At 69.5% G+C, this 16,746-nt stretch carries 13 protein-coding genes and 1 pseudogene; 6 read left to right on the top strand and 8 right to left on the bottom strand.

Annotated elements, in window-relative coordinates:
• Nucleotides 1–146: 146 nt before the first annotated feature.
• The 4 genes from JO379_RS04880 to JO379_RS04865 form a co-directional block, all read right to left on the bottom strand.
• Nucleotides 147–1,013, bottom strand: a complete 867-nt coding sequence (locus JO379_RS04880) for a TauD/TfdA dioxygenase family protein (protein WP_209514070.1) — start codon at nucleotides 1,011–1,013, stop codon at nucleotides 147–149.
• A gap of 15 nt (nucleotides 1,014–1,028) precedes the next feature.
• Nucleotides 1,029–2,093: a threonine ammonia-lyase gene (locus JO379_RS04875; protein WP_209514068.1), complete on the bottom strand. Its 1,065-nt coding sequence runs from the start codon at nucleotides 2,091–2,093 to the stop codon at nucleotides 1,029–1,031.
• Nucleotides 2,087–2,866 carry a GNAT family N-acetyltransferase gene (locus JO379_RS04870; protein ID WP_130876485.1) on the bottom strand — a complete coding sequence of 260 codons (780 nt, stop codon included), beginning with the start codon at nucleotides 2,864–2,866 and terminating at the stop codon, nucleotides 2,087–2,089. The genes JO379_RS04875 and JO379_RS04870 overlap by 7 nt, the downstream gene beginning before the upstream one ends.
• A 375-nt stretch (nucleotides 2,867–3,241) precedes the next feature.
• Complete coding sequence (locus tag JO379_RS04865) at nucleotides 3,242–4,624, bottom strand: erythromycin esterase family protein (RefSeq protein ID WP_209514067.1); 1,383 nt, start codon at nucleotides 4,622–4,624, stop codon at nucleotides 3,242–3,244.
• Nucleotides 4,625–4,741: 117 nt separating this feature from the next.
• On the opposite strand from JO379_RS04865, the gene JO379_RS04860 reads away from it, so the two are divergent.
• Together JO379_RS04860 and JO379_RS04855 are read left to right on the top strand one after the other, a co-directional pair.
• Entirely contained in the window at nucleotides 4,742–5,569 is an 828-nt protein-coding gene (locus tag JO379_RS04860; RefSeq protein ID WP_209514065.1) for a 3-hydroxybutyrate dehydrogenase, read from the top strand.
• Between the two features lie 80 nt (nucleotides 5,570–5,649).
• Entirely contained in the window at nucleotides 5,650–7,581 is a 1,932-nt protein-coding gene (locus JO379_RS04855) for a helix-turn-helix domain-containing protein (protein WP_209514063.1), read from the top strand.
• On the opposite strand, the gene JO379_RS04850 is transcribed toward JO379_RS04855, so the two are convergent.
• Both JO379_RS04850 and JO379_RS04845 read right to left on the bottom strand, forming a co-directional pair.
• Nucleotides 7,552–8,958, bottom strand: coding sequence for an MFS transporter (locus JO379_RS04850; RefSeq protein ID WP_372449050.1), 1,407 nt, complete (start codon nucleotides 8,956–8,958; stop codon nucleotides 7,552–7,554). The genes JO379_RS04855 and JO379_RS04850 overlap by 30 nt on opposite strands.
• A gap of 57 nt (nucleotides 8,959–9,015) precedes the next feature.
• On the bottom strand, nucleotides 9,016–9,372 hold the full coding sequence (locus JO379_RS04845; protein WP_209514060.1) for a hypothetical protein: 357 nt from the start codon (nucleotides 9,370–9,372) through the stop codon (nucleotides 9,016–9,018).
• A 350-nt stretch (nucleotides 9,373–9,722) separates the two neighbouring features.
• Here JO379_RS04845 and htpG point away from each other — a divergent pair, with 350 nt between their 5' ends.
• The 4 genes and pseudogenes from htpG (at nucleotide 9,723) to JO379_RS33620 (ending at nucleotide 13,960) form a co-directional block, all read left to right on the top strand.
• The gene (gene htpG / locus JO379_RS04840; RefSeq protein WP_209514058.1) at nucleotides 9,723–11,660 is read left to right on the top strand and encodes a molecular chaperone HtpG; all 1,938 of its coding nucleotides are present in this window, start codon (nucleotides 9,723–9,725) and stop codon (nucleotides 11,658–11,660) included.
• A 39-nt stretch (nucleotides 11,661–11,699) separates the two neighbouring features.
• Nucleotides 11,700–11,879 (top strand): annotated as a pseudogene (locus JO379_RS04835) (IS5/IS1182 family transposase); the annotation flags it as partial.
• 230 nt (nucleotides 11,880–12,109) lie between these two features.
• On the top strand, nucleotides 12,110–12,370 hold the full coding sequence (locus JO379_RS04830) for a hypothetical protein (protein WP_130876479.1): 261 nt from the start codon (nucleotides 12,110–12,112) through the stop codon (nucleotides 12,368–12,370).
• A 147-nt stretch (nucleotides 12,371–12,517) separates the two neighbouring features.
• Nucleotides 12,518–13,960, top strand: a complete 1,443-nt coding sequence (locus JO379_RS33620) for a ricin-type beta-trefoil lectin domain protein (RefSeq protein WP_209514056.1) — start codon at nucleotides 12,518–12,520, stop codon at nucleotides 13,958–13,960.
• 88 nt (nucleotides 13,961–14,048) lie between these two features.
• On the opposite strand, the gene JO379_RS04820 is transcribed toward JO379_RS33620, so the two are convergent.
• Together JO379_RS04820 and JO379_RS04815 are read right to left on the bottom strand one after the other, a co-directional pair.
• Nucleotides 14,049–15,098: a hypothetical protein gene (locus tag JO379_RS04820; protein ID WP_242625919.1), complete on the bottom strand. Its 1,050-nt coding sequence runs from the start codon at nucleotides 15,096–15,098 to the stop codon at nucleotides 14,049–14,051.
• Nucleotides 15,099–15,381: 283 nt separating this feature from the next.
• Nucleotides 15,382–16,611 carry a protein-glutamine gamma-glutamyltransferase gene (locus JO379_RS04815; RefSeq protein WP_209514053.1) on the bottom strand — a complete coding sequence of 410 codons (1,230 nt, stop codon included), beginning with the start codon at nucleotides 16,609–16,611 and terminating at the stop codon, nucleotides 15,382–15,384.
• Nucleotides 16,612–16,746 lie beyond the last annotated feature (135 nt).

The raw sequence follows: 16,746 nt of genomic DNA, 5'->3' as shown, positions 1-16,746 counted from the left end.
GGCCGAGGAGGCGCTGTCGTCGGTCAAACGTCTGGCCAGGAGCTGTCCGGCGAGTCACTCACGACTCACCGGACAGCTCCTGGCCACATTGCCGTTGCCTTACGGGGATCCGGCCGGGGCCGGCGCCACCCGCGGAAGGGGCAGGCTCAGAGCGTCAGGAACGGCTTCTCGCCCGCGATGTTCATGCGGTGCATCAGCCGCTCGTGCGGGAAGTAGTCCGCCACCGCGAGGTGCTGGGTGCAGCGGTTGTCCCAGACGAGGAGGTCACCGGTGGACCAGGCGTGGCGGTAGATCAGCTCGTTGGTCTCGATGTGCCGGTAGAGGAATTCCAGGATCGCCCGGCTCTCGGAGTCGCTGAGCCCGTTGATGCGGGTCACGTACGGCGACGAGATGTACAGCGCCTTCCTGCCGGTCACCGGGTGCGTGCGCACCAGGGGGTGCTCCACCGGCTCCTGGTCGGCGAACTGCTCGTCCGGGTCGATGCCCTTCTTCTTCAGCGACCGCTGGAGGTTGCCGTAGTCCGCGCCGAACGCCTTGCGCACGTCGTGCACCGCCGTGAGCTTGAGCAGCATCTCCCGCATGGGCTCGGAGAGCGTCTCGAAGGCGAGGTACATGTTGGAGTACAGCGTGTCGCCGCCGACCTTGGGCGTGGTCCTGGCGTGCAGCACGGTGCCGAGCGGGGGCTCGGCCCAGCCGCTGTTGTCGGTGTGCCAGGAGTTCAGGCCCGGCGGCTTCTGCTCGTTGTTGTGGAGCACCATGCACTCCGGGTGCCCCTCCACGGTCATGGGCAGCAGGTGCTCGTGCTTCAGGAGCGGGCCGAACCGTGCGGCGAACCGCTTCTGCTGCTCGACGCCCAGGTCCTGGTCGGGGAAGACCAGCACGCTGTACTGGTGGAAGGCGTCGTGGACGGCCGTCCACACCTCGTCGGTGAGTTCCTGCGACAGGTCGATGTCGAGCACTCGGGCCCCGATGGCGGGGCTGACCGGCTCGATGGTGGGCAAGGACCTACTCATGCTTCTCCTCGGGAATTAGGAATGCTGTCCTGCGGGCGCGGCCAGGGAGTCGGTGGTGGCCGGGGCGTCGGTGGCAGCCAGGGACGCGGTGGTGGCCAGGATGCGCACGAGGACATTCGGGTCGATCACGCCGCCGCTGACGATCGCGCACGGCCGGCGCCAGCCGTAGGCGCCGGCGTGCTTGACCGCGGCGGCGTACGCGGCCGCGCCTGCGCCCTCGCAGACGATCTTGTCGGTGAACGCCAGTGACGCCAGCGCACTCGCGATCTCGTCCGGCGTCACGGTGAAGACCCCGGCCAGCTTGTCCTTGAGCCGTTGGAACTGCGCGGGGAGGACGAAGCTGGCGCCGATGCCGTCGACGAAGGACTTCTCGTACGGCACGTCCGTGGGGCGGCCGGCCCGCAGGGAGGCGGTCAGCGGCGCGCCCGTGCTGATCTCCACGGCGTACACCGGTATGTCTCTGCCCGACGCGCGCAGCAGCGAGGTGATGCTGTAGGCGAGGTGTCCGCCGCCGTACGGGACGAGCACGGCATCGACGTCGGGCAGGTCTTCCAGGATCTCCAGCCCGACCGTGGCGCAGCCCAGCGTGACGTAGGGGTTGCTCTCGGACGCCAGGAAGAATCCGGGGAGTTCGGGGTAGCGCGAGGTGGTCATCGTCTGCCGCCAGGTGGCGTACGGGACCTCGAGGATCTGTGCCATCGGGTTGTAGCGCGTGATCTGGTCGCGCTTGGCGCGCGGGATCCCCTCGGGCACCACGACGGAGTAGGCGAGGTCCAGTTCGGCGGTGGCGTGGGCGAGGCCCTGTGCGAAGTTCCCCGAGCTGCAGGTCACCACGCCGTGCCGGCTGATGTGGTGCCAGGTGTCGGGCTCGAACCGGCGGTATCCGTGCAGCGCGCTCAGCGCGCCACGGATCTTGAAGGAGTCGGTGAACTGGAGATTCTCGCACTTGATGTACACATCGGCGGTGCTCTGGGCCTTGGAACGCAGCAGCGGGGTGTGCCGTATGTACGGGCGGATGAGCTGCTGCATGTTCCGCACGGCCGTGGGCGAGACGGCGTGCATGTCCTGGGAGGTCAGCATGCCAGTTCCGCGACCGGGTAGAGGAAGTCCTCGGTCAGGCCGAGCCTGTGGGCCATGGCGATGCTGGCGCGCTTGTCCTCGGCGCATGTGATGACGACCCGCAGACCGTTCTTCGCGCTCCAGCGGGCGACCTCGGCGAGCAGGAACGAGGGCAGTCCCAGCCCGCGGTAGTCGGGGTGGGCGAAGGTGCCCAGCTCGGACAGGCCACCGCCGACGACGCCATGGGCGTCGGCGACGATCCGCCCGTCCTTGCGCAACGCGAAGCCGATGGCGTGTTCGGCGTAGCCGGCGCCGGAGCCGAAGATGCTGCGGGCCATCGGCGAGTCGAGCCGGTCGAAGAGCGCGGCGTCGATGCGGACCAGTTCGAAACCGTCCGGCAGTACCGGCTCGGGGGCGCTCCAGTCGGCGCGCGGTTGGCTGAACTGCCGTCGCAGGGCCGGGGTGAAGCCGCTGCCGGCGGCCAGTTCGCCGATGCCCGGCTCGGCCGGGTGGACGATCTGGACCGTGCCCCGTCCCTCGAGGAGGGTACGGGCCTGGTCGAAGAAGGCGCGGGTCAGTGTTCCCGCGGCGAAGCAGAAGGGCGAAAGGGTGGCGATCAGACAGGCGACCGGGACCCCGTTCTCCTCGTGCACCCACACGCGGCCGGGTAATTTCTCGTCGAGGACACCGTGCACGAACGCCAGATTCGGGTACTGCGGCCCGAATAATGGCTCGACGCGCGCGTAGTCCTCCTTCGCTAACTCGACCAGCACCGTGCGGTCCGCCTCTCTCATGCCTACTCACGTCAAACGCCCGGGATTCGTGTGTCATTCCTGCGGCTGGCCGGGCGGCAGGGCAATTCAGCCTGCATCACGGCGACAGCCGCGCAACAGAACGCATCCGGTCATGATCGGTCATGTGCGTCCGGAAACCGCCCTTGGCGTAGTCCAGGGCGGCGCCCTGTCATTACGCGGCGGTCTGGGCGGAGTTGGGCGGTGGATGGTGACGTTTTGCGCGGTGGCGGCCGCCCCGGCGAGCGTGGGCGGATCACCGGGAGCGCTGCCGGGCGGCCGTCGGCCTGCTTGACGCCCGTGCGTGTCGTAGGCCCGTCCGTGCCGTAGGGGGCCGCCGTAGGCTCGTCAGCCCGATGCGGCAGCCCCAAGCGGTCGCTACTCCGGCTGCGCCACCGGCACGGACGCCCGCACGGTGTGCAGATGCACCACGATGTCGAAGGCACGGCCCAGCGCGAGCGGCGGCGTAGGCTGGTTGGGGTACCGGCCGGGGATGACGAACGTCGGGCGTGCCGTGTCCAGCCAGCCGGCCACCGCCGGATCGCGGCGCGCCGCGCGCAGGTCGACGTAGAAGTCGCGGTAGCGCACCTTGTCGAGGGTGTATTCGTTGCTGCCGGGCGCGGCGGGACCGACGCTGTAGGTACCTGCTTCTCCCGTCGCCGTCTTGGCGCGGTAGTCGCCGCTGTTCAGCGAGGTGCCGACGGCGAGATACTCCCGGCCCACGAGCTCGCGCAGGTCCGCGCCCATCGTGACCGGGTAGTACTCGGGCACCGCGGACTCGTAGGCGGCGTGCCCGTTGTGGGCCGAGACCACGAGCCGCTCGCCGGTCTGCCGCTGCCACCACACGGCGGTCTCGGCCATGGTCCGGTCGCGGTGCCGGCTCGCGGCCTTGGCCTGGGCCGGGTCGCTCCAGTCAACGGTGTACTCCGTGGCCATGTGCGAGATGACCCGGGCCTCCTGCAACACCCAGGGGTCCCGCGTCCCCGCATCGGACAGCAGCCGGTAGGCGGCCGCCGCGTCCTTCGCGATCGCCTTCCGTTCGCCGAGCGGCAGGGCGTTGTACGCCGCCATGCGCGCGGCCACCCCGGTGGGCAAGGCGCGCAGTGCGGCGTAGTGGCGGCGGAGTTCGGGAACGAGAGCGGGCTCGTGGCCCTCCGCCCAGCCGAGGATGCGCTCGTACTGCTCCGGTGCGGCGTCGGAGAAGTCCAGGCCCACGATCCGGACCGGGCGCGCGCTGGTGCGGTTGTGCTCCCGCACCCAGCCGAACAGGTTGAGGAACTCCTCCGTGTTCAACAGGGAGTACCCGTCCTGGAACTCCTCCCGCAAGATCTGCCGCAGGTCGCCCTCGCCGGTACGGACGTACGCGTCGATCCGGGCGGCCGCCGACCAGGAGATCTCCATGGCGAAGGCGGAGAACCCCTCCCGCGTCACCAGCTGCCTGAGCAACCGGTCCTTCACGGTGAACAGTTCCTTCGAGCCGTGCGAGGCCTCGCCGAGCCCGACGATGTTCGCCCCGCGCGTCATCGAGGCGAACGCGGCCAGGTCGTTCCCGGACCCACCCGGCTCGGCGGTGCGCAACCGGTGCGCGTACCGCTCCAGCCCGGTGACCACGCCGTGGTCGGAGGCCGTGAGGGCGGAGGCGGGTCTTGTCCGCGGCCCGGCCGCTGCCGCGGTGGTGGCGGCCGCGCCCAGGAATGCCGTCAGGGCGAGCGTCAGGGACAGCGCCTGTGCCACGGGTCGGTGTATGGATGTGTGTGCCATGCAGGGATGTTATCCAGGCTGCTGTCCGGGCTCATGTGGCCGGCACCCACCCGTACCGCGGACGCTACGTACCCGCACCCCATCGATCCGCCGGCACCGCCTTCCTAGGCTTTCCCCATGACCGAGCCCACGCCCGCTCCCCACAACAGCCCCCTCAACGCCTTTGGTATCGCGGGGCGCCGTGGTGATTTCGCCGGGCGTACCGCCCTCGTCACCGGCGCCGCCAGTGGTATCGGCGCGGCCTGCGCCCTGCGGCTCGCCGCCGCCGGGGCGACGGTGCGCGCCCTGGACCTCGACGCCGTCGGCCTCGACGCGCTCGGCCGGAGAGCCAAGGGCCTGCCGGGCGGTGTGGAGGCCGTGGTGCTCGACCTCTGCGACCTCGGCGCGGCCGAGCACATCGCGGCGGCCGGAACCGACATCCTCGTCAACAACGCCGGTATCCAAAAGGTCTGCCCCATCGAGGACTTCCCGCCCGATGACTTCCACAGGATCATCACCGTCATGCTGGAGGCACCCTTCCGGCTCCTGCGGGGGGCTCTGCCGCACATGTACGAGCGGGGCTGGGGGCGGATCGTCCACATCTCCTCCGTCCACGGGCTGCGTGCGTCCGCCTACAAGTCCGCCTATGTGGCCGCCAAGCACGGCCTCGAAGGGCTCTCGAAGACCGCCGCCCTCGAAGGAGCGCCACACGGCGTCACCTCCAACTGCGTCAGCCCCGGCTACGTGCGCACACCACTGGTCGAGCAGCAGCTCGCCGACCAGGCCACCGCGCACTCCCTGCCCGTCGAACGCGTTCTGACGGAGATCCTGCTGGCCGGGCAGGCACTCAAGCGGCTCATCGAACCGGAAGAGGTCGCCGAAGCCGTCGCCTACCTCTGCGGGCCGCATGCCTCCTTCATCACCGGCAGCACCCTCACCATGGACGGCGGATGGACCGCCCGCTGACGGGCCGCCCGGGGACGGCCCGCCCGTCGCCGGGCAACCCGCCGTCGGGGCGCTCACCGTCCGGCGGTAAGCCTGTCCCCATGTTCTCCGACGGCTTGTCTTCCGACGACCACTGTGAAAACCCCTCCGCCGCCTACCTCGCACTGCTCGCCGACGGCGCACCCGCCGAGGCCTACGAACGGCCCGTCCTGCGTGCCCGCGCCGACGGGGAACCACCGGCCCGCCTCGCAGCCGTGGAGCACGCCAAACACCTCGCCCTGCGCGTGCGGGCCGAACTGGAGGACCGCAGACGACGCGAGGCCGAACTCTCGGCGCTCATCGCCACCGCGCACGACCTGGCGGGGCTGCGCGACGTCGACGCGGTGCTGCGGGCCATCGTGCGGCGCGCCCGTTCGCTGCTGGGCACCGACGCCGCGTACCTCACCCTCCACGACGCCGTCGCCGGGGACACCTATATGCGGGTCACCGACGGGTCGGTCTCCGCACGCTTCCAGGAACTGCGGCTGGGCATGGGGGAGGGGCTGGGCGGGCTCGTCGCGCAGACGGCACGCCCGTACGCCACCGACGGCTACCTGGACGACCCCCGTTTCCGACACACCACGGTCATCGACTCCGGCGTGCGCGACGAAGGACTCGTCGCGATCCTGGGCGTCCCGCTCCAGCTCGGCAGTGGTGTCATCGGTGTCCTCTTCGCCGCCGACCGGCGCTCCCGCGTCTTCGACCGGCAGCAGATCGCCCTGCTCGCGTCCTTCGCCGCCCACGCCGCCATCGCCATCGACACCGCCAACCTCCTCGCAGAGACGCGCTCCGCGCTGGCCGGACTCGAGGCCGCCAACGCGATCATCCGCGACCGCAGCGCCGCGGTCGAGCGCGCGGCCGACATCCACGACCGGCTCACCGAGCTCGTCCTGCGCGGCGGCGGAGTCCACGACGTCGCCGCCACGGTCGCCGAAGTCATCGACGGCCGCGTCGAATTCCTCGAACCCGACGACGGACCGGCGTCCGCCGTGGAACGCTCCCGCGCCGAAGGACGCGCCGTCCTTGAGGGGGACCACTGGATCGCGGCGGTGTCGGCCGGGGACGAACTGCTCGGCGCCCTGCGCCTGCGCGACCGCCCGGGCCTCGATCCCGTCGACCGGCGCACCCTGGAGCGCGCCGCCATGGTCACCTCACTGCTGCAACTGGCCCGCCGCTCGGCGGACGAAGCCGAACAGCGCGTGCGCGGTGAACTCCTGGACGAGCTGCTCGACGCCTCCGAGCGCGCCCCGCGCCTCCTGCGCGAACGGGCCGTCCGCCTGCACGCGGACCTCGACACACCCCACCTCGTCCTCGCAGCCCGCATCGCCGACGAGCGCGCCGACGCCCCAGCCGACCGGCAACGCCTGTGGTCCGCCGTCTCCCACCTGGCCGCCACCGGCCACGGCCTGGCCGTCACCCGGGACGGAAGCGCCGTTCTGCTCCTTCCCCACGGCCCGTGCGACAGCCCCACCACGACCGCCCGGAACACCGCACGCCGCCTCGGGGCCGCCGCCCACGCACCCGTCACGGTCGGCGCCTCCACGCCCGTCCCCGCACCGGCCGCCCGCCCCGCCGACGTCGCCACCGCGTACGCCGAAGCGCGCCGTTGCCTGGACGTGCTGCACGCACTCGGCCGCGGTGGTGAGGGTGCGGCGGCCGACGACTTCGGTTTCCTGGGCCTGCTGCTGACAGGGCCGCGCGGCGGAAGCCACGCGGGGGAGTTCGTCACCCGGACGATAGGACCCGTCGTCGACTACGACGCCCGGCGCGGCACCGCGCTCATCGCCACCCTCGATGCCTACTTCGCCAGCGGCATGAGCCCGGTCCGCACCAAGGACGCCCTGCACGTGCACGTCAACACCGTCGCGCAGCGACTGGACCGAGTGGGCCGACTCCTGGGCGCGGACTGGCAATCGCCCGCCCGCACCCTGGAGATCCAGCTCGCACTGCGCCTGCACGGTCTCTCACCGGCGCTCGGTGGTGGCAGCGGCTGAAGACCGGCCGGGTCCGGCGGGCTCCTTGGATCCGTCGGTCCCGTCGGTTCCGTCGGCGAGATCGCGGTTCCGGGTCTCCCGGGCGCATGCGACGGCGACGAGGGTGAGGAGCGCCGCGCCCATCACGTACAGGGCGATCGGGGTCGCGCTGTCATGGTCGGCGAGCAGCGCCGTGGCGATCAGCGGGGCCGGGGCACCGGCTGCCACGGACGAGAACTGGGCCCCGATCGAGGCACCCGAGTACCGCACCCGGGTCGCGAACATCTCGGAGAAGAAGGCGGCCTGCGGCGCGTACATCGCACCATGGAAGACCAGCCCCACCGTGACGGCGACGATCAGCCACGGGAACGACCCCCTGTCGACCAGCGCGAAGAACGGAAACGCCCAGGCCCCCACCCCCACGGCTCCCAGCAGATAGACGGGCCGCCGCCCGATCCGGTCCGACAGGGCACCCCACGCGGGGATGACCACGAAGTGCACGGCCGAGCCGATCAGAACGGCATTGAGGGCGCTCTGTCTGGACAGCTGTGTCTGTTCGGTCGCGTAGACGAGGATGAAGGCGGTGATGACGTAGTAGCTGATGTTCTCCGCCATCCGCGCACCCATGGCGATCAGCACGTCCCGCCATTGGTCACGCATGACGGCCACGAGCGGCATCCGTTCGGCGACGTCACCTCGCCGCTCGTTCGCTTCCGCCCGGGCGAGGGCGGCCTTGAAGACGGGCGATTCATCGACGGACAGCCGAATCCACAGCCCCACCACCACCAGCAGCCCCGACAGCAGGAACGGCACCCGCCACCCCCACGACAGGAACGCCTCGTCCGACAACAAAGCCGTCAGTGCGGACAGCACCCCCGTGGCGAGCAACTGCCCGGCCGGCGCCCCGGTCTGCGGCCACGCGGCCCAGAACCCCCGCCGCCGCGCGTCCCCGTGCTCGGACACGAGCAACACCGCACCACCCCACTCGCCCCCGAGCGCGAACCCCTGGACGAGCCGCAGCACGGTGAGCAGCACGGGCGCGAGGGACCCGACCGTTGCATGCGTCGGCAACACCCCAATGGCGCAGGTGGCACTCCCCATCAACAGCAGACTCACCACCAACAGCCGCTTACGCCCCAGCCGGTCACCGTAATGCCCGAACACCAACGCCCCGACCGGTCGCGCGGCGAATCCGACGGCGTAGGTCAGGAACGACAGCAAGGTGCCGACCAGGGGATCGGAGTCCGGAAAGAAGAGCTTGTTGAAGACGAGGGCGGCGGCGGATCCGTAAAGGAAGAAGTCGTACCACTCGATGGTGGTACCGATGAGGCTCGCGACGACGATCTTGGGGAGCGAGTTGGGAGTCGGGGTGGGTGGTGAGGGGCTGGCCATGGTCATCACTTCCGGGTGGGCGAGGGCGCGTCATTGCGTTGCCACACGCTAGGAAGGCGCAGGTCAGGGGCCTATGTGGTGGGGGGCCACACTTCGGGGGCGGGGTATGAGGGCAGTGCCTATGGGGTGCATGACGGGGCCGTGCTGAACGCCGCCGTTGACCTCGTTGTGAACGGTCCCTTGACGTGTCGCTGAGGTAGCGGCGATCCGCTGCAACGAGCGGAGCAGGACGCGCAGGTCGTCGCTGGTGAGAGACCCGGCTTCGAGGAGCGGCTGCAGGCGGGCGTGCCACTCGGCCCTGACGCCGGAGGCCGCCTGCTCGTCCTCTGGGGCCTCGGTAGCAAGCAGTTGGATGGTGACCATGAGGGAGACCAGTGTGGTTGCTCCCGCCGCCGCGAGGGCGGCCAACTCGCTGTCCATGGTTTTCTACCGTTCGGTGGGGCTCCGTTCCGGAGGCAGGGTCCCCGGTTTTCTCCGGGAGACGGTCCGGGGCTTCGGAAGGGAGCCGGGCGGGTCGCGTCGTTGATGGCCGAACCCAGGGCGGGCCGCTGAGGAGAGGCGGCTTCCATGACGGGCCCTCGCCCGTCCGCGCCGACCTCGCCCTGATCGACACCTGCACCTCAGCTCCTCAGGCCATCCGCCCCCTCGCCGGCGCACTGCGCGACTGTCTGGAGCGGCCTTACCGCCACATTCCAGCCACTGCCCTGACATGGTGTTTTACAGTGGCTTCCGTCAGATCTGGCGACAGGACCTGTGAGGTATTCGCGAACATGTCGACTGAAACCTTTGAGTTTCAGGTGGAGGCCCGTCAGCTGCTGCAGCTGATGATCCACTCGGTCTACTCGAACAAAGATGTCTTCTTGCGAGAGCTCGTCTCCAATGCCTCCGACGCGCTGGACAAGCTGCGCCTCGAGAAGCTGTGGGACGACTCGCTCGATGCCGACGTGTCCGATCTGCACATCGACATCGACGTCGACACGGACGCCCGCACCCTCACGGTGCAGGACAACGGCATCGGCATGTCGTACGACGAGGTCGGGCGGCTCATCGGCACGATCGCCAACTCGGGCACCGCCAAGTTCCTCCAGGAGCTTCAGGAGGCCAAGGACGCGGCCGGAGAGGAGGGGCTCATCGGCCAGTTCGGCGTCGGGTTCTACGCCGGCTTCATGGTGGCGGACGAGGTCACCCTGGTGACCCGGCGCGCCGGCGAGAGCCAGGGCACCCGCTGGACGTCGCGCGGCGAGGGCACGTACACGCTGGAGAGGGTCGACGACGCGCCGCAGGGCACCTCGGTCACCCTTCACCTCAAGCCGGCCGACCCGGAGAACCAGCTCCACGACTACACCTCCCCGTGGAAGATCAGGGAGATCATCAAGCGGTACTCGGACTTCATCACCTGGCCCATCCGGATGGTGATGCCCGTAGGCCCCGAGATCTCCCCCGCAGCCGGCACGAGCGACGAGACGCCCGAAGCCGAGGCGCCCGAAGCCGAAACGCTCAACTCCATGAAGGCGCTGTGGGCTCGACCGCGCGGTGAGGTGACCGACGACGAGTACCACGAGCTCTACAAGCACATCGGCCATGACTGGCGCGACCCGCTGGAGACGATCCGGCTCCAGGCGGAGGGCACCTTCGAGTACCAGGCCCTGCTTTTCCTCCCCGCCCACGCACCTCACGACCTGTTCGCGCGGGACTCCAAGCGCGGCGTGCAGCTGTACGTCAAGCGCGTGTTCATCATGGACGACTGCGAGGCGCTGTTGCCGCCGTACCTCCGCTTCGTCAAGGGCGTCGTCGATGCGGCGGACCTCTCGCTCAACGTGTCCCGCGAGATCCTCCAGCAGGACCGCCACATCGAGATGATGCGGCGACGACTGACGAAGAAGGTCCTGTCCACGGTCAAGGAAATGATGGCCAAGGACCAGGACCGCTACGCCACGTTCTGGCGGGAGTTCGGCGCGGTCCTGAAGGAGGGACTGGTCACCGACCCGGAAAACCGCGACCTCCTCCTCTCCGTCGCGTCGTTCGCGAGCACGCACCACGACACCGAGCCGACCACGCTCAAGCAGTACGTCGAGCGGATGCAGGACGGGCAGGAGGACATCTACTACCTGACCGGCGAGTCCCGGCAGAGCATCGAGAACTCCCCGCACATGGAGGCGTTCCGGGACCGGGGCATCGAGGTGCTGCTGCTCACCGATCCCGTCGACGAGATGTGGGCCGACGCCGTCGGCGAGTACGAGGGCAAGAAGCTGCGGTCCGTCGCCAAGGGCCGGATCGACCTCGACGCCCAGGACGAGGACGCCTCCGACGGCGAGCGGGAGAAGCAGACCGAGGAGTACGCCGGGCTGCTCGGCTGGATGAAGGAGCAGCTGGACGGGGACGTCAAGGAGGTGCGCCTGTCCTCCCGCCTCACCGTCTCTCCCGCCTGTGTCGTCTCCGACGCGCACGACCTGACCCCGGCGCTGGAGAACATGTACCGCGCGATGGGCCAGGAGGTGCCCAGCGCCAAGCGGATCCTGGAGCTCAACCCGGACCACCGGCTGGTGAAGGGCCTCAACCAGGCGTACAACGAGCGCGAGGACCGCACGGGGCTCGCCGAGACCGCCGAGCTCCTGCACGGCCTGGCGGTGCTCGCCGAGGGCGGCCGGCCGAAGGAACCGGCCCGGTTCGTCAAGCTGATGGGGGACCGTCTGGAACGCGCGCTGTAACTCGGCTGCGCCAAGTGTCGGCGGTCTGCCCCGGGATGTGACGGGGGCAGACCGCCGTCGGCCAGGCTTCGCCCCTCAGCTGCTCCCGGGGACCTGGACCGAATCCGCATGCCCCGTCCGGCTGGTGGACACCCGCGTACCCGGCCGGACCACCTGAGCGGCGACAAAGCGTACGGCTCTCTCCGCAACCGCCGTTACCTGCGCCGACACCAGATCAGGCCCATGTATTCACGCGGCTGCGACCGGCCACTTCAGGGCGTGACCGAAGACACGTTCCTTCTTCCACGGGTCGCCTGGAAGCGCCGCCCCGGGTTCCGGTAGACAGGCGTGCGGAACCTCCAACTGCCCTCATATCAAAGTGAGTTGGATCGCCCGAGCCTTGGTGTGCGGCAGCGCGCCACTCGAACGCACGGGAGAGTCATAGAGACATGAGGCGAATGATCCGCTCCTTGGCGAAGCAACGCGCGAAGCCGCCGACGCCCCCCGGGAGAAGGCCACGCCGCCGCCCCGCCGCCTGGCTCACCACCCTGGTGACGGTCATCGGATCGGTGGCCATCACGGCCCTGCCGGCGGTCCCCGCGCAGGCCTCGCCGCTCCGCAGCACCCCACTGATCACGTACAACATGCTCGGTGCCACGAGCGGCCAGGACAGCAAGTGGACGACCACGATCGGCAATTACATCCAGGCCGCCGAGATCGTGACCCTGTAGGAGGCAGGTCCGACGCCGCCCGGCAGGTTCCAGGGCACCACCCCCGTCCCGGGGCTCCCGCAGGTCGGCCGGGCGGGATACATCCAGCACCACCGCTGGACGTACCGGTCCGCGGACTACGAGGTCTACTTCCTGCAGACCGACCGCATGGGCGGGCGCTACGAGGGCGGCCGCAACAACGTCGCCGTCGTCACGCAGCGCACACCGGACGAGGTGACCGCCATACCCAGCCCGATCGTCGACGGGCGGGCCGCGCTCGGGGTGCGGTTCGATGACGACTGGTACTTCACGTTCCATGCCCGGCCCACCGGCAGGAACAACCCGAACAACGAGTCGGACGTGATACTCACCCGCATCGCGGCCTTCGTGAACCGGACGCCCGGCCGGTCGTGGACCGTCGGGGCCGACTTCAACAACGAGCCGGGCAACTTCGCACTGCCGCCCGGCGCCCACACCTACGCCACCGGTCTGCCCACCCACGAGGGCCGCCGCGAGCTGGACTACGTGGTGGCGTCCGTCAATATCCCGAACCACCCGAGACGGCGGCTCAACGGCGCTTCTGGGGACCATTGGGCCGTCGCCGTCGCCGTCGCCGTCGGCGGCATGCGAGCGGGCGGCGAGCCGCAGCCCCTGTTCACCAGCCCCCGCCACATCGAGAACATGCAGAGCGGCGGGACGCTGGAGGCCCTGGGCGGCGGCGCGCTCAACGGCGTGCCCGCCCTCACCAACCAGCGCAACGGAGGATTCGCCCAGCGCTGGGACCTCGAATTCAACGGGACCGAAGCCGTCCGCATCCGGCTCCCCAAGGGCAGGTGCCTCAGCAGCCTGCTGGACCGCCGGGACCACGGCAAGCCCCTCATGTTCGACTGCGGAAAGAGCAGCCTCCAACGCTGGCGGCTGCTCTCGTTCGGCAACGAGCAGTACCAGATCCGCAACATCCCGCTCGGTCTCTGCCTGGACGCGGGCACGGCGACCAGCCCGCGTGACCTCTACGGCCTCGAGCTGAACCCCTGCAAGGCGAAGGACAACCAGCACTGGTTCCTCGGTCCCCCCGCCGACGCCCACCCCAGGGCCAACTTCTTCGCGGGCGACATGTCCATCGCCCACCCCGGCCCCTTCGGGCTCGAGAACGTCCGCACCGGCCGGATGCTGGCCGGCGAACCCCGCGGGCTCACCGGCACCCGCGTGCGCGCCCACCCGCACCACACCAAGCCCAGGCCCAACGAGGAGAAGTGGATCCCCGAATGGGTCGGCGCCGAGCGGCTGCGCATGCGTGACGCGGCGACCGGCCTCTGCATCGAGACGGACGCGAACGTCCCGAACTCCGGGCTGCGCGGCCTCGACCTGCGGGCCTGCAACGGCTCCCGCGCCCAGACCTGGCACGTGGAGCCGGCCGCCGAGAACACCTTCCGGCTCCGCAGCGAACAGCGCGTCCTCGGTAGTGAGCCTTGCCTGGACCTGGACCAGCTGGCCGCCCACACCGGCTCGGACATCGTCAACGTCAATCAGTGCGAACGCGGCCGCGCCTCCCAGCGCTGGTTCTTCGCACCCTTCGACGCGTCCTCCGGGCCCGACGAGACGGGGGAGTGACGCCCGGGGCCCTCACGGCGAGGGCCTGCTCCAGCCCACCGGGTCATGGCCGCCCGGTTCGGCAAGCGAAAGGGCCATCAGGCCCTGACTAGGGGTTCTCCTGCAGGGTGAGGCCGTAGTAGTCGACGTGGTAGTCCCCGACGCTCTGTGCGTGGTCGGTCAAGCTGAGGTCCTTCGGAGAGGAGACGCCCAGGTCGCGCAGGGTGGCGACCATCATGCGGGCCAGTCGGCGGCCGTCCACCTCGCCGATGCCGAAGTCCCCCGAGTGGTAAGGGGCCTCGAGCCAGTGGTCCAGGGCGGCGGGGCGGGTGGCCTGCGGGATCCAGCCGAAGGAGGCCGGATCGGTGACGCCCTCTCCGAGTCGCTCCGGGTCGTAGATGATCTCCAGTCGGTCGCCGCAGAGGAGGTGGAACAGGATCGGGCCGTAGGTACCGGGCACCAGAGCGTGGAAGCCGAAGTCAAGCTCGATGCCGAGAGCGTGCGTCTCGGCGGGGAGCGTGTCGAGGAAATCGCCGAGGGTGTGGGTGAAGACGTCCCAGTCGTCGGTGCGCCAGCGTCCCGGGAAGCCCAGGCCCGCGTTGGCGGGATCGCGGCGGCTGCCGAAGAACCCGCCGAGGGCGTAGTGCTCACCGTGCCCCTGCCGCCAGAACCAGTTCTCCACCGGGTCGGTCGGCTGGAGCAGCAGCTCCGGGCCGTGCTCGCCGGCGTGCAGCTCCAGCGTGTTCTCGCGCTCACGCCAGCGAAGGAAGGGACTGCCCCACAGCGGGGCGGAGTCGTAGAACGGCCCGGGGTCGCCGTACGCGCCCATGATGGAAGCCGGACCGAACTCCTGCGTCAGCACCTCGGCGACCGCCCGGAAGGCCGCCGCCTTCCCCGCGGCACCGCCCTCGGGCAACGCGACGGGCACATACAGTCCGACGTACTCCTCGCCGCCGTGCACGTAGTCCTTCTCGAAGCGGTCCACCGGGCGCAGCCGGGGCGTCCACCGAGGGGAGGCGTCAGGCGCCGGCCCCGTCACCAGCCGCGGTCCGGAGGTGCCCTCTTGCCACTGCCAGCCGAGGCCCTCAACCACTGCCCGCAGCGCCGGCCCGCTCCAGCCGCCGGTCTCCGCTTCCCGCAGCCGTCGTGCCAGCTCCACCACTCGCACTGTGTCCCAGGCCCCGATCATCCCGAACTCCTCGTTCCGTTCCGTGTTCGTGCGAGAGACCTTGCCATACGGCACTGACACGAGCTCACCGGCAATCCAGGGATTCTGCCGGCAGCTGTCCACCAGAGCGCTCCAGCGGTGGTAGGTGTGACAGAGCATGGTCGTACTGCCCCGGCGCGGAGTTGGTGTCCTTCGCGAAGTCGACGGGGGTTCCCTGCCCCCCGTGTGCGGGAGGAGAGCCGGGAGGCGGCCCCGGCTCTCCTCCCTGGCCCTGCTACGGCCAGCCTTGCGTCATCTTGTCGGGAGCGGTGTTCCAGCTCTTGGGTATGAACGTGATCGCGTAGGTTCCCCGGTCGAAGTCCGAGTACCCGGCAGACCAGTTCCGGAACTTGCTCTCGTATACGTGCATGGGCCCCAGGTCGCTATCGGGTGCGTGATAGTGGTCGCCGTGGGTCCATGTGGTCTTGTCCGCGTCCGCGTCCGTTTGTGCCCCGAACCAGCCGTAGTCGAAGTTGACGTAACCTCCGCCGGGATTGGTGGGGCTGCGCGGAATGCTTCTGTCCTTCGACATGTCGACCAGGCCGGTGCCGGGGGCGGGGCGGAAGGCTTCCGGGTCGCCGTACTTCCTCTTGTCGGAGGAGCCCCACCGGTCCTGACCGCTCCAGAAGTGCTTCGAGTAGATCACCGCCTTCATCTTGGACGGGTCGCTGTTCCCCCCGTACCTTTCCTTGAAGGACGGCGTGTCCCTCAGCGCCGAGTAGAAGTTCGAGTGACTGTCCTCGTAGCGCAGCGCGTCATTGTTGTTCGCGAGCTCCTTCTTGAGGTTCTCGATGTAGGCCCCCTCGTCGTGGGCGCTTTCCAGGGCCTTGTTCATGACGGACGCCACATCGCGAGCCCGCTTGAAACCCTTCCTCTCGTCGAAACTGGCCTTGGCGATGCGGCCCTCGAACTCCGCGCGCGTTTCATTGGGCCGGGGCCTGGTGTTCTCCAGGTCGTTCTTGTACTTGTTCTCGTCGAAGTACGCGAACGCCAACTTGTTCGTCGGGTAGGGACCCGAATTGACCCAGGTGACGCCAACGCAACCGTAGGACAGCTTGTCCCGCTGCTCTTCGGTCATTTGCTGCTTCTTGCCGTCGCGGTGGCTGTAGACCTGCTGCCACTTGCGTATGTAGTTGTTGACGACCGTGGTGGCTCTGCCCCCCGAGGGCTGGTACGCGTCAGGCATCCTGTCGAGCGGCTCGGCGGGAGGGATCACTCTGTCGCCGGCGGAGTCGGGGGTACGGAAGGGCGGGCCGGCGCTCGGTCGGCCCAGAGCCAGCGCTCTTTCGTTCAGTGCGTTGATGTTCTCGACGTCATCCGCCGTCAGGTGGTGCGTTTCGGCGTAGGAATTCTTCTTTCCCGCGTCGCCGCTGTCGGCGGCCTGGCTGGCCGACGGCATGAACCCACCGGTGCACATGACCGCACCCACAGTGGCGAAGGCTAGAATTCTCCGACGTTTGTACATGGCAATTACTCCCTTGTGGTGAAACTCGTGAAGCGAGGACATGCGCGGGCATGCGAGAGCACGGCGCAACGGAGGGTTTGCGGCGAGTGCCGCTCGGCGCCAAGGCCGCGTCGCTACGCCGGTGGGCAGGAAGGC

The sequence above is a fragment of the Streptomyces syringium genome, assembly GCF_017876625.1.
GTDB lineage: Bacteria > Actinomycetota > Actinomycetes > Streptomycetales > Streptomycetaceae > Streptomyces > Streptomyces syringius.
The sequence above is the reverse complement of the archived record's forward strand: the minus strand, read 5'-3'. Positions and strand labels throughout refer to the sequence as shown.

Bases quoted from the DNA above. Each gene is read 5' to 3' on its own strand.
- JO379_RS04880 (WP_209514070.1), bottom strand. From the start codon at position 1,013: ATGAGTAGGTCCTTGCCCACCATCGAGCCGGTCAGCCCCGCCATCGGG.
- JO379_RS04875 (WP_209514068.1), bottom strand. From the start codon at position 2,093: ATGCTGACCTCCCAGGACATGCACGCCGTCTCGCCCACGGCCGTGCGG.
- JO379_RS04870 (WP_130876485.1), bottom strand. From the start codon at position 2,866: ATGAGAGAGGCGGACCGCACGGTGCTGGTCGAGTTAGCGAAGGAGGAC.
- JO379_RS04865 (WP_209514067.1), bottom strand. From the start codon at position 4,624: ATGGCACACACATCCATACACCGACCCGTGGCACAGGCGCTGTCCCTG.
- JO379_RS04860 (WP_209514065.1), top strand. From the start codon at position 4,742: ATGACCGAGCCCACGCCCGCTCCCCACAACAGCCCCCTCAACGCCTTT.
- JO379_RS04855 (WP_209514063.1), top strand. From the start codon at position 5,650: ATGTTCTCCGACGGCTTGTCTTCCGACGACCACTGTGAAAACCCCTCC.
- JO379_RS04850 (WP_372449050.1), bottom strand. From the start codon at position 8,958: ATGACCATGGCCAGCCCCTCACCACCCACCCCGACTCCCAACTCGCTC.
- JO379_RS04845 (WP_209514060.1), bottom strand. From the start codon at position 9,372: ATGGACAGCGAGTTGGCCGCCCTCGCGGCGGCGGGAGCAACCACACTG.
- htpG (WP_209514058.1), top strand. From the start codon at position 9,723: ATGTCGACTGAAACCTTTGAGTTTCAGGTGGAGGCCCGTCAGCTGCTG.
- JO379_RS33620 (WP_209514056.1), top strand. From the start codon at position 12,518: ATGGGCGGGCGCTACGAGGGCGGCCGCAACAACGTCGCCGTCGTCACG.
- JO379_RS04815 (WP_209514053.1), bottom strand. From the start codon at position 16,611: ATGTACAAACGTCGGAGAATTCTAGCCTTCGCCACTGTGGGTGCGGTC.